Raw genomic sequence first — 11,850 nt, 5'->3', positions numbered from 1 at the left:
TCTGCCTGGCGCTGGCGGCCTGCGCAGGTCAGCCCGTCAAAAAGCCAGCCAAATGTGAGGGGCCGATGCGGCCTGCAAATCCGCATGGGCTTACCCTCCCCACAATCCCGGATCAGGCCGCACAGCGAACCGCGCCGGCAAATGTGGACGTGTTCAATCAGGGTGCACCGGCAACGCCGGACGCGGCCCCGGCAGACCCCTCCACTCCGGGCAATGAACAGTCGGACGCATCGCGGGCGGTCGAAGTGCCGCGTCTAAGCGCCTCGCTGCGCGGCCCGATCTACTCGAATTGCTGAGGTGTTACGATGGCAGTTGGTATTCCAAAGGACGAGCTGAAAGCCTATTTTGAAGAGGCTGCAAGCTGGGAACGTGACAAGCTTGCGGCGGCCGAGCGCTCCAAAAAGCTGGCGTGGGTCGTCGCTGGCGTTGCTGGCGCCCTGGCGACTGCTGGCGTTGTGGCCGTTGCAGCCCTGACGCCTCTAAAAACGGTCGAGCCATATGTTATCACGGTGGACCGTAACACGGGCGAGGCGTCGATCGCCGCCAAGCTCCACGGTGACGCGACGATCACCTATGACGAGGCGGTCCGTAAGTATTTCCTCGCTACCTATGTCCGCTATCGCGAAGGCTGGATAGCGGCCGCTCGCGAAGAATATTTCGATGCGGTCATGGTCATGTCGGCGCGGCCCGAACAGGATCGGTGGTCACGCTTCTACAAGACCGACAATCCCCAAAGTCCGCAAAACATCCTTGCGAACCGCACTGATGTTTTTGTCGAAATCAAGCGGGTGTCGTTCCTGGGCGGCAACGTCGCGCAGGTCTATTTCACTAAGGAATCTGTGACCGGCTCGAACTCGACCAAAACCGATGCCGTCGCGACCATCAAATACAAGGTCGATGGCACGCCGAGCAAGGAAGTGGACCGCTTCAAGAATCCGCTTGGCTATCAGGTCGAGAGCTATCGCGCTGACGTGGAGGTGCCCCAATGACCGTGTTGAAGTGGAGCGCCCCGTTTGCGCTCGCGATCGCGCTAGCTGCGTCGCCGGCGATGGCCGAAGAAACGCCTCATGCGACGGTGCTCGATCACCGGGTTCGTGAAGCGAACTACAATGATCGGCAAGTCTATGAGATTCCGGGTGTATTCCGCATCGCCACGGAAATCGTCTTCGCCAAGGATGAAGTAGTCGAGCATGTGGCGTTGGGCGATACCGTGTCTTGGGAAGTCGCACCGGCTGCCAATTCGCTTTTCATCAAACCGCGCGAGCGCGCGGGTCGCACGAACCTGACAGTCATAACCCGTTCACGCTACGGCCCGCGCAGCTACCGCTTCGCTCTGTCGCCAACGCAGCGCGGCAGCGGCTTCTATACGGTCGTTTTCCGCTATCCTGAACAGGAAGCGGCCGAGGCGCAGGCGCAAGCCGCAATGGCCCAGCTGGCCCAGCTGAAAGCCTTGGAACGCGGCGCGGTGAAGTCCGCGCTCGATATTGGCGTGCTGGAAGGCACACGCAACGCCGATTACATCATGCAAGGATCGACGGCCATCCAGCCCTCCGAAGTGTCTGACAATGGACAGTTCACCGTGATGCGCTTCCCCAACCAGCGTGAATTGCCGGCGTTCTTCGTCGTCAATCCTGATGGATCGGAAGCCATCGCCTCCTTCGATGTGCGCGATGAATATGTGGTGCTGCACGGGGTTTACAGGACAATCCGGCTGCGCCGGGGCCTCGAAGTGCTCTGCATCCACAATCAGAAAACCGACTATTACGGGCGCGATCCCAAAACTGACACGGCCTCTGGCCTAGTCGAGCGAACCACGGGGGTTCAATAAAATGGCTGCGAACGATCATGACAACGCGCCGCATGGCGACAACATCATCTCGCAGGGCGAGACGGTCGAAAACCGGCCCCTCGCGTCTGAGCCGGTGCCCGATCCCGAAGATATTGAGCGGCAAAGCGAGCGCCAGGCGAAGATTGCCGCTCTGCCGAACAGGTCGATCGACCCCAAAAAGGCGGTCGTTCTCGCGGCGGTTGCCTGCGGCGCGATCGTTCTCGGTTTCAGCACAATCGACGCGATGCGGAGCGATCCAACCGAAAAGGCCGAGAAAGCGGAAAAGCCGGATGAAAGGCAGCTCGCCAACTACGATCCCAAGTCGATCATAGCGCCCACGCTTGCCGATGCGCCAAATGATCCGAACGCGCCGGTGCCCATGACGGAAGTGCCGGCGCTTGATGGAAGCCAAGCGCCCCGCACGGGCGGCGCGAATGGCCGCCCCCAAAAGTCTGAGGGGCAAGTCATCGCTGAGGCCCAACGCCGCGCCGGGATCATGGCTTATGGTGGCGAAAACGGCGGCGGGGTCGGTGGAGCGGTGGCAGCTGCCACCGGCCTGCCCATGGGCGGCGGCACAGGAGCACAGGGCGCGCAGTTGATTGGTGCGTCGGCCGATGGTGATGGGCAAGGTGGATCGCGCCGGACAAATCTCGAAAACATGCGCCAAACCTCGCAAATTGATCGGGTGTCAGGCCGCGACATTGGCAACCGCGATATGCTGATCCTCGCAGGGTCGTTCATTCCGTGCGTGCTGCAAACGGCGATGGATTCCAGTCAGCCCGGATATGTCAGCTGCATCATTCCCCGCGACATTTATTCGGACAACGGCCGCGTCGTCCTGCTGGAAAAGGGAACGCGCGTCTTGGGCGAATATCAAACCGGCGTCCAGCGCGGCAAATATCGTCTCTTTGCGGTATGGAACCGCGCGGTTACGCCTCGCGGCGTGGCGATCGACGTAGGTTCGCCCGCCAGCGACGCGCTTGGCCGTTCAGGTATGGCAGGCGGCGTGAAGAACTTCTTTTGGGAACGCTTCGGGGCCGCGCTGTTGTTCAGCTCGCTCAACGATGCCGCCTCGATCGCCGCCTCGGAAGTCTCCGACGCCGATAATGTCACGCGGGTTCCCAGCCAAGCGTCGGACACGATCTTGCGGGACACGATGCAGATTCAGCCGGTGCTTCGCATCAATCAGGGCGCGGAAGTGGGGATTATGGTCGCTCGCGACTTCGATTTCTCCAACATCTACGGCCTGCGGCTGAGGCGCGGCCAGTGAGCAATACGGCTGTCCTCGAAAACGCCCTGCTGCCGCTGCGTCCTCTTCTTGCGCGTGAGGACGTAACGGAGCTGGTGATTAACAAGGCTGGCGAAGCGGCGATTGAAACGCGCAATGGATGGTCCTGGGAGACATTGCCTGACCTCAATGAAAAGTCGCTGCTCGCGCTCGCGCGGGCAGCGGCGGCTTTCACGCATCAGGACATAAGCCAGTCCACGCCGATCTGCTCCACAATCCTCCCCAGCGGTGAGCGCGTGCAGCTGGTTGTGCCGCCTGCTGTCCCTGCCGGCACCGTGTCCATCACCATCCGCAAACCGTCATCGGTGACGTTGACGATGGAGGACTTCGAGCGCGGTGGGCTGTTTAGCGAGACAAAGATCGCAACTAGGCAAGTCTCGCCGCTCGATGTTGAATTGCGCGATCTGCTCGACGCAGGAAAGCACGTCGAATTTTTCCAAAAGGCGGTCCAAGGCCGCAAGAATATCCTGATTTCGGGCGCTACCGGCTCGGGAAAGACGACGCTCTCTAAAGGGCTGATCCAGCTCATTCCGCCGCATGAGCGGCTGCTGACGATCGAAGACACGCGCGAATTGGTCGTTCCGCATCGCAACGTGGTCCACATGCTCTACGCGAAGGACAAGCAGGGCACCGCGAAAATCTCTGCAAAGGATCTTCTGGAATCGGCCCTGCGTATGCGGCCTGACCGGATACTGTTGCAGGAGCTGCGCGACGGCACCGCGTTCTTCTATCTCCGCAACGTCAACTCAGGCCATCCCGGCTCGATCACGACGATCCATGCGGACTCGGCCGAACTCGCGTTCGAACAGCTGACATTGCTGGTCAAGGAAAGCGAGGGCGGCGCCGATCTGGCCCGTGACGACATTCGCAGCCTGCTCAAGCTGCTGGTTGATGTGGTCGTGCAGACCAAGAAGGTCGAAGGCCGCTTTCGCGTGACGGAGATATATTTTGATCCAGAAAACAGGCTCTAACAGGCTCGCACTGGCCCTCGTCCTCCTTCCGATCACGCTCCTGCTGATCGGCCTGCTGACCGGCACGGTGGCGTGGTTCTTCCTTAAGATGCCCGCCGCGGCTTATGATCCGCTCACGCTCCCCGGCTTCTTCTGGTATTACCGGCATGATCCTGTCGTGACCGAAGCGCTTTGGCGAGGCGCGGTCATAGGCGTGCCGTTGCCGGTGTTGCTCATGGCGATCGTCCTGCGGCCGAAAAAGAACCTTCACGGTGAAGCTCGTTTCGCGCGCGAAGGTGAAATCCGCAAGGCGGGCCTTCGCGCGAAAAAGGGCATTGTGCTCGGCCGCTTCCGCAATGGCTTTTTCCGCAACGGCTTTCTCATGGTGGGTAAGATGGAGCATGTATTGCTCGAAGCCCCTACCGGATCGGGCAAGGGCGTCGGCATCGTCATTCCCAATCTGTTGCAATGGCCGGATTCGGTTGTCGTGCTCGATATTAAGCGTGAGAACTACGAAATCACGGCGGGTTTCCGCCGCAAAGGCGGCCAAAAGGTTGTCCTGTTCAACCCTACGGACAGGGAAGGCCGCACGGCCCGCTACAACCCGCTCAGCTACATCAACAGGTCCGACCCGATTGAGGTTCTGGTCGAATTGCAGAAGATCGCCACGATGCTCTTCGTGCCTCCGGAAAAGGGCGAGGCGTTCTGGACGGAATCAGCCCGCACGGCATTTGTCGGCATTGCATCGTGGATCGCGGCCAAGCCTGAACGTCCCTTCTCGTTTGGCGAGATCTACCGGACCATCACGATGCCAGGGATGAAGGCATTCTTCGCCAAGGAAGCCGGCGATGGTGCGCTATCGGAAGGGTGCCGCGCTGCGTTGAGCGATTTTACGTCCAGCGCTGACAACACATTCACCGGCATTATCCAGACCGTCACCTCCAAGCTCAATCTCTGGATCAATCCGATTGTCGATCGCGCGACTGCCGAAAGCGACTTTTCCCTGACGGACCTTCGCCGCATCCCGACCTCGATCTATCTCGGCGTTTCGCCGGATGAACTCGATAGGGTCGCGCCGCTCTACAATCTGTTTTTCCAACAGCTGATCGACCTCAACACGCGGCAACTGCCCGACGATAGCGAAAAGCTGTCCGTGCTGCTCATTCTGGACGAATTTGCGCGGCTCGGCCGCGCCCAGGTCATTGCAAATGCGTTCTCCTATGTGCGCGGCTATGGGCTTCGTCTGCTTCCCGTCATCCAGTCACGCTCCCAGCTGCGAAATGTCTATGGGGAGCATGGCGCGGACGAAATCGTATCAAACTGCGGGGTCGAAATTGCCTTCACGCCCAAGGAACTGCGGGTCGCAAAGGAACTGTCCGAACGCCTCGGTTATCTCGGTCAGGATGCGGAAAGCCGGTCCCTGACGATACATGGATTGCTCGCCAATCGAAGCAAGACAATCTCCGAACAGCGGCGCGCACTGATGCTCCCTCAAGAGCTGATGCAGCTGCCCGAAGACGATATTCTCGTCATCCGGGGCGGTATCCCCGTCATTCGCGGGAAGAAAATTCGCTACTTCAAGGATGCCGTGTTCCGCTCGCGCTTGACGCCTGCGCCGAAAGTGCCGGCGCTGCCCAAGCCGATCGCCCCGATCGCGACCATCGATGATCTGAGCGATGAAGAGCTGGCGGCTTTCAACGATTATTCCGCACTGGCCGATGACCAGGTGCAGGACATTCCCGAAGACGTTCTCGCCCTCGATCGCGACATGCCGAACCTGACAGTGAAGGACGGCAGCATGGCTTTCGATGAAATCGACTTCGACGACATTATTGGTCCCGACCCGACAAAAGAGGAGTGGGAAGGCCAGCGCCGGGATCTAGTTCTAAGTGAAGGAGAAGAATATGGCCGATGATGACACAAGCCAGCGCGGTGCATCTGAGCCACGCCCTTTCGAAGTTCGCGGCGGACCGGGGAACAGCAAACAGTCGTTCGCTACTCTTCCCGATGCGATGCAGGCTTACGTCAAGGCGGACAATGGCGATCATTCGCTGACGATGCAGAAAGGTGGCAAAACTGCTTGGCTAGCATCCACGGACTGGCAGAACGATGGCTCAACGCCGGTGGGGCAATACTTAAGCCCTGCTATTAGGGACTATCATAGCGCCGTAAAACGCGGGGCGCCTGCCGCTGAATTGGAGCCCCGCGAGCGCGCCGCGCTGGCCGATGTTGAGGCTTGGCCTCGGACGGTAAAGCGCGAAGCGGCACCATCGGCCCCGGCCGACAAGGCGCTGAATATTGTTGAGGGCGAACGGTCGAAGGCGGAAAAATCAGAGCCTGCGCCCTCCCGCGCCGACGCTCCGTCGAAGACGGCGAACCAAGACAAGAAGGTCGAGGATACAACCTTGGCCCTTCCGGCGCAGATCGAACGCAAATATCTGCGCGTAGGCGACGATCTGTTTCGGAGCGGCCGCGATGAAAAGCCCGATATGTCGATCAAGGGACAAGATGGCATTCGGATCAACAAGGACCATGCGATTGGCGATGCGGTCGCCATTGCGAAGCATAATGGCTGGCAGTCGATCCGTGTTCATGGCAGCGATGATTTCAAGAAGGCGGTCTATCTGGAAGCCGCCCGCGCCGGTGTCGCCGTCAAAGACTTCGAGCCTTCTCCCCAGCTGAAGCTTGAGGGAGAAAGACTGGCGGCGCGTGACAAGGCGCGCGAAGCTCAAGACCCTACGAAAAGAGCGAGCATGGCAAAGCAAGACCCTACCGAGTCTCGCGCAGCGGCCGAGCAATTCCGCCGTAACTCCCACCGCGAGAATGCGACCGATCCGCAATTCAAGGCCGCGCAGTCGCACGTCCTGGCGGCCTCAATCGAAGCTAAAACGCGCTTTCCCAAAAAGGAGGATCAGGCGCGCTACATCGAGAACGCGAAGGAAACGGTGGCCAAGCGGATTGAGAACGGCGGACCGATTCCTGCGGCCCGTTTCGAGCAACAGCGCCAGAACGAGGCTACCCGCATAGCGCGCGAGGATTTGACGCTTCGCCAGCAGGAGCGGAAGCCGTCCCGCTCGCGCTAAGTGCATGGCACATGCCTTTTGGAAACAGGAAACCGCACGATGAACATTCCCCGGTCTGATCCGGTGCCATCGAGAGGCGTGTCCGATCTCGATCGTCACATTGAAACCTTGCTTCGCGTGATTCATTCCAGAAACCTCGCTTGGTCTGATCTAAGCGAAGTGGGTAAACAGGTGGAACGCCCTCTGACGGACGTTGAGCAATTGCTTACAAATGTGGGCGACGACGCCCATGAAATCACCCTTGCTACCGAGACGATCATAACAGCTCTCAAGCTGCAACGTGATGCGCTCGCGATCCAAAGCTCTCGCCGTAGAACACGCTTCGGCTCGATGCTTCTGCTCTTGATCCCCGTGTTCTTCGTAGGTTTGATGATTGGCACATCATACGGGATAGATGAAGGTCGGGCGCGGGAGCGTGAAGCCTTAAAGTATCCGGTCCTACCCCAGCTGTCCGTAGATCGTGACAGGCTCAAAACTGACGGAAGGTAGAGCGGTGGCAGCTGCCACCGCTTGCGATCTCTTGATGGGCTATGGCTTCATGAGGCACGATGAAGAAATCTGACAGGGCAAAGAAACATACCGCCAAGGTAATCGAGGCGGCTGCACGCGCCCATGAAGCTCTCGACTATTTCAGCGGCAACGTCACAAATCCGTTCGATGAGCTAACATGGCCCAGCATTGCCGAAGGTTATCTTCTAGTCGCGCAGAAGGCGGTATCAGACGCCTTGGTCGCTTTGGAACGTGCAAACAGCGTTGGTTGGACCAAGCACGGCAAGTAGGCGTCACCTCAAGGTTTGTTCGCCAGACAACGATTTCTCGGACATAAGCGGAACATGGGCTACGCTACACGCTTCAACCGCGCCATTGGCTCGTTGAGTGGGTGGAATTCACCTGCTGGAAGTCGCCTGGCCTGCTCCCAGAGGTAATCGCCGGTCAGACTGATGTGCGCCCAGCCCATCGGAGAAAGGTGCGCAAGCAGTGCCGCATCGAACGTCGTGCCGACAGCGTTGAGGTGCTGGGCGGCCCGGTCGAGATAGACCGTGTTCCAGTAGGAAATCGCCGCAATCAGCAGGTTCAGCCCAGATGCGCGAAATTCCTGATTTTCCAGCGAGCGATCGGTGAACCGACCCTGCCGGTTGGTATAGATGGCGGCGGCAAGCGTGTGCCTCGCCTCGCCTTTGTTGAGACCGGCCTGACAGGCACGTCGCAGTTCCGGTTGTTCAAGCCAATCGAGCGTGAACAAAGTGCGCTCGATACGGCCCAGTTCAGCCAATGCAAAATCCAGCCTGTTCTGGCGTTTGTAGGCGGCAAGTTTTCGCAAGATTACTGACGGCGCCACCGTGCCATCCTTGATTGAGGCGACAATCCTGACGATGTCATCCCAATCGGCCTCGATCGCTGCCGTTTTGATGGTGCGGCCCATCAGATTTTCGATGCCCTTGTATGTCGATGGCGCAGCGATCGAACCCAGCTTGCGGTCGCCAATATCGCGCAGCCGGGGCGCGAAGCGGAACCCGAGTAGGTGGCAGAGTGCGAAAACATGATCGGTGGCGCCGCCGGTATCGGTATAGTGCTCATGCAACGGAAGGTTGCCGGCGCCCAGGACAAGCCCGTCGAGCACGTAAGGCGCTTCACCTGCCGTCGCGGACATGATCCGTGATCCGAATGATGCGAAGTGATCGGAAAGGTGAGAATAGATTTTCACGCCAGGTTCGGCGCCATATTTGGCATTGACGTCCGCCGCCCCTGAACGGCTCCGCCCCGACCGGAAGAACTGGCCATCGGACGACGAACTGGTGCCAGCGCCCCAATGCCGCGCGAAGGGTAATTCGTGATGGGCTGAGATGATCATGGCCAGCGCGGCCTGATAGTTCTCGGGTGAAAGATACCAGTTGTGGCTCTGTTGCAAACATTTGGGACCGCCGAACGACACCGCGCCTTTTTTGGGATCAGGCAACATCGGCGAAATGCTGATTGAGCATGTCCATGGCCTCGGTCATGGCCGAGGGACCAATGCCAAATGATCTTTCGATCAGGCGCACCTCTCCTTTGAACCCCGGCTGCAGGCACCACGGCCGGGCCTGCCCTTTGCGTAGGGCGCGCATGACCTCGAAGCCCTTGATTGTAGCGTAGGCCGTGGGCATCGATTTGAAACCGCGCACAGGCTTGATCAGCATCTTGAGCTTGCCATGGTCGGCCTCGAGCACATTGTTCAGGTATTTCACCTGCCGGTGTTCGGTTTCCGGGGCGAGCTTCCCTTCTCGTTTCAGCTCGGCGATCGCGGCGCCGTAGCTGGGTGCCTTGTCGGTGTTGAGTTTCGTCGGCTTTTCCCAGTCCTTCAGGCCACGAAGAGCCTTGCCTAGAAAGCGCTTCGCGGCTTTGGCGCTGCGGGTCGACGACAGGTAGAAGTCGATCGTGTCGCCCCGTTTGTCGACCGCCCGGTAGAGGTAGGTCCATTTACCCCGGACCTTGACGTAAGTCTCATCGAGACGCCAGCTCGGATCAAAGCCGCGCCGCCAGAACCAGCGCAACCGCTTCTCCATCTCCGGCGCGTAGCGCTGCACCCAGCGATAGATGGTCGTGTGATCGACATTGATGCCACGCTCGGCTAGCATTTCCTCGAGATCACGGTAGCTGATGCCGTACCGGCAATACCAGCGTACCGCCCACAGGATGACCTCGCCGGTAAAATGCCGCCCTTTGAAATCGTTCATCGCAACCGACCTTGAAAGCCCTCGAACCAAACCATGGCGACCGCGTCAGAATTTGCAACAGAGCCCCCGTGCTGATCAGGTCCGGCAGCCGTGCCCCATCATGGGCGTTGGCGGCGCTGGTGCCCCATGTGCGGATCAACCCGTGGGCCCGGTCGATGCCGATGTGGTTCTTGTAGCCGAACATCGGGATGGCAAGATCAACCGGTTTGGCCGCCTTGGGATCGGCACCCTCCCGAACTTTGGCTTTGCTGTATTTGATCGACCAACGCGCATCGCGGTCCTTTTGCCGCGCCTTCGCTGGCTTCCACTCTTCGGGGACGCGCCCCTCCTTGATCGCTGCCTTCTCGGCCTCGGTGTTGCGCTGCTTTGGCGCCGGAACCACCGTGGCGTCGATGATCTGCCCACCCATGGCGAGATAGCCCCGATCCTTGAGCGCGGCATCGAAGCGAACGAAAAGTTTGTCGATCGCCTTGGCCTGCACCAAGCGCTCCCGGAACAGCCACACTGTCGTCGCGTCAGGCACGGTGCCGTCGAGGCCGAGGCCCAGGAAGCGCTGAAACGACAGGCGATCCTTGATCTGGAACTCGGTCGCCTCGTCAGAGAGCGAGTACAACGCCTGCAGTACCAAGATCTTGAACATGAGGACCGGATCGAACGGCGGCCTGCCGCCCTTGCCACGAACGCTCCGTCGCAGCGCGGCGACCAGCGGACCGCGGAAAACCTCGAAGTCGACGACAGAAGCCAAGCGCTCAAGCGGGTCTCCTGCCGCGCTCAGCGCTTCATACCGGTCCGAAAGATCAAAGAAACCAGGCTGTCCCGCCATCGCTGCCTCCGCTCATCGCGAAAGCCAGTGAATCACGCCATGCCGACATCAGCCAGCAGTTTTTCGAGGCGTCCAGTTGTTGGAGGAAGCCTAAGGGTAAACTGCCGATTTTTAATCGGATGATACAGTAAACTTACTTTGATAGAGATTGCCAATCGCCTGATTATGCGTTTCGACTGCGACGTAAACTGCCTGAGTTGCGGTCTCTCCATTTGGCTTTGTAAATAGTCCCAGCTGGATCGCTTTCGAGAACAAAGTGGTCCAATTTAAATTTATATTTTGTGTGCGTCCATTTGGATAAACGTGGGTGCTCCATGAATCATCTATAATAACATATTCAAATTTATTTGTATTTATTTTTTGAATAACTCCAGGTGGAAATCCGGGATTGGTCTTGTAGCCAATCCTTGCAGGTAGCACTTCTAAAATATGTGCTTTACCGTTCCAAAAGATTTGGGCGCCAAGCGTCAAGCGGGCTTCCCCACCATTTTCGGCGAACTGCTCATAGGAAAGTTCATGGGACGACCGAAGTCTTGTAAGGTTGGGAAGTGGCCCGCCTCCGTGCTCAATGTCGTTCATGAAGCCAAAGAATGTATATTGGTTGGAACAAGCCAGTTTTGAGGCCGTGTTAACCTTGAGATTAACCGTCCAACCTTTTCCTGCATCCGTATTATGCGGTATCCATCTTATTGTAACTGGGCTTTTGGGCGCATTAATTAGGAAGGACTGATCATTGGGGCCGACGCAGCTTAGGCCCAGTGTTCCTCCTTCTGCTTGTACCACCAATGTCCAGTTCTTCTTGCTTAGTCCGCACTCCGCCGTTTCTTGATAATGGTTCAGATTTTTTTCATGGGGAGTTTTGGCACATTTCGGAATACCAATCTCCCAACCCAAAGGTGTGACTGCCCGCACTCTCTCCCAAGAGAATCCTATCGGTAGCCCTGTGACTAAGGTGAGAATGCTGCTGGAGTAAAGCCAGCTTCGTTTAACTGATATTACCATCGAAAAACTGCACTATGTCACGTCCTGGTGAATTGATCCCGCCTTCTTGAACAGTTTGGCGGCTTAGTTGAGCTAATCCGGCGTCGTTCACCGACCGCTTGATTGCCAGATCATGGCATGCCTCTTATGATCTGATTGCTCGTTCCGTCGATAAGCCTTCAC

General features: G+C 58.5%; 10 protein-coding genes and 2 pseudogenes. 8 read left to right on the top strand and 4 right to left on the bottom strand.

Annotated elements, in window-relative coordinates; translation table 11 throughout:
* The first annotated feature begins 305 nt into the window (after window positions 1-305).
* From JI59_RS25260 to JI59_RS25225, 8 genes are read left to right on the top strand one after another with little or no spacing between them, the layout of a single operon-like run.
* Window positions 306-989, top strand: coding sequence for a VirB8 family type IV secretion system protein (locus JI59_RS25260; protein WP_004213217.1), 684 nt, complete (start codon window positions 306-308; stop codon window positions 987-989).
* Window positions 986-1,828, top strand: a complete 843-nt coding sequence (locus tag JI59_RS25255; protein ID WP_004213222.1) for a TrbG/VirB9 family P-type conjugative transfer protein — start codon at window positions 986-988, stop codon at window positions 1,826-1,828. The genes JI59_RS25260 and JI59_RS25255 overlap by 4 nt, the downstream gene beginning before the upstream one ends.
* Window position 1,829: 1 nt before the next feature.
* Complete coding sequence (virB10, locus tag JI59_RS25250) at window positions 1,830-3,098, top strand: type IV secretion system protein VirB10 (RefSeq protein WP_004213224.1); 1,269 nt, start codon at window positions 1,830-1,832, stop codon at window positions 3,096-3,098.
* Window positions 3,095-4,087, top strand: a complete 993-nt coding sequence (gene virB11, locus JI59_RS25245; RefSeq protein ID WP_004213226.1) for a P-type DNA transfer ATPase VirB11 — start codon at window positions 3,095-3,097, stop codon at window positions 4,085-4,087. The genes virB10 and virB11 overlap by 4 nt, the downstream gene beginning before the upstream one ends.
* The gene (locus JI59_RS25240; RefSeq protein ID WP_004213227.1) at window positions 4,065-5,981 is read left to right on the top strand and encodes a type IV secretory system conjugative DNA transfer family protein; all 1,917 of its coding nucleotides are present in this window, start codon (window positions 4,065-4,067) and stop codon (window positions 5,979-5,981) included. The genes virB11 and JI59_RS25240 overlap by 23 nt, the downstream gene beginning before the upstream one ends.
* On the top strand, window positions 5,971-7,149 hold the full coding sequence (locus JI59_RS25235) for an LPD7 domain-containing protein (RefSeq protein WP_004213228.1): 1,179 nt from the start codon (window positions 5,971-5,973) through the stop codon (window positions 7,147-7,149). The genes JI59_RS25240 and JI59_RS25235 overlap by 11 nt, the downstream gene beginning before the upstream one ends.
* 39 nt (window positions 7,150-7,188) lie before the next feature.
* Window positions 7,189-7,638, top strand: coding sequence for a hypothetical protein (locus JI59_RS25230; protein WP_004213229.1), 450 nt, complete (start codon window positions 7,189-7,191; stop codon window positions 7,636-7,638).
* Window positions 7,639-7,697: 59 nt separating this feature from the next.
* Window positions 7,698-7,928 carry a hypothetical protein gene (locus JI59_RS25225; protein WP_004213230.1) on the top strand — a complete coding sequence of 77 codons (231 nt, stop codon included), beginning with the start codon at window positions 7,698-7,700 and terminating at the stop codon, window positions 7,926-7,928.
* A 59-nt stretch (window positions 7,929-7,987) separates the two neighbouring features.
* Here the strand turns inward: JI59_RS25225 and JI59_RS25220 are convergent.
* The 4 genes and pseudogenes from JI59_RS25220 to JI59_RS26555 all read right to left on the bottom strand — a co-directional run.
* A pseudogene (locus JI59_RS25220) lies at window positions 7,988-9,058 on the bottom strand (Tn3 family transposase); the annotation flags it as partial.
* A gap of 40 nt (window positions 9,059-9,098) precedes the next feature.
* On the bottom strand, window positions 9,099-9,863 hold the full coding sequence (locus JI59_RS25215; RefSeq protein WP_007015959.1) for an IS6 family transposase: 765 nt from the start codon (window positions 9,861-9,863) through the stop codon (window positions 9,099-9,101).
* A gap of 70 nt (window positions 9,864-9,933) precedes the next feature.
* A pseudogene (locus tag JI59_RS25210) lies at window positions 9,934-10,686 on the bottom strand (IS5 family transposase); the annotation flags it as partial.
* A 111-nt stretch (window positions 10,687-10,797) separates the two neighbouring features.
* Complete coding sequence (locus tag JI59_RS26555; protein ID WP_160289760.1) at window positions 10,798-11,598, bottom strand: hypothetical protein; 801 nt, start codon at window positions 11,596-11,598, stop codon at window positions 10,798-10,800.
* Between the last annotated feature and the right edge of the window lie 252 nt (window positions 11,599-11,850).

This window comes from Novosphingobium pentaromativorans US6-1, from assembly GCF_000767465.1.
Taxonomy (GTDB): domain Bacteria; phylum Pseudomonadota; class Alphaproteobacteria; order Sphingomonadales; family Sphingomonadaceae; genus Novosphingobium; species Novosphingobium pentaromativorans.
The sequence above is the reverse complement of the archived record's forward strand: the minus strand, read 5'-3'. Positions and strand labels throughout refer to the sequence as shown.

Bases quoted from the DNA above. Each gene is read 5' to 3' on its own strand.
- JI59_RS25260 (WP_004213217.1), top strand. From the start codon at position 306: ATGGCAGTTGGTATTCCAAAGGACGAGCTGAAAGCCTATTTTGAAGAG.
- JI59_RS25255 (WP_004213222.1), top strand. From the start codon at position 986: ATGACCGTGTTGAAGTGGAGCGCCCCGTTTGCGCTCGCGATCGCGCTA.
- virB10 (WP_004213224.1), top strand. From the start codon at position 1,830: ATGGCTGCGAACGATCATGACAACGCGCCGCATGGCGACAACATCATC.
- JI59_RS25235 (WP_004213228.1), top strand. From the start codon at position 5,971: ATGGCCGATGATGACACAAGCCAGCGCGGTGCATCTGAGCCACGCCCT.
- JI59_RS25230 (WP_004213229.1), top strand. From the start codon at position 7,189: ATGAACATTCCCCGGTCTGATCCGGTGCCATCGAGAGGCGTGTCCGAT.
- JI59_RS25225 (WP_004213230.1), top strand. From the start codon at position 7,698: ATGAAGAAATCTGACAGGGCAAAGAAACATACCGCCAAGGTAATCGAG.
- JI59_RS25215 (WP_007015959.1), bottom strand. From the start codon at position 9,863: ATGAACGATTTCAAAGGGCGGCATTTTACCGGCGAGGTCATCCTGTGG.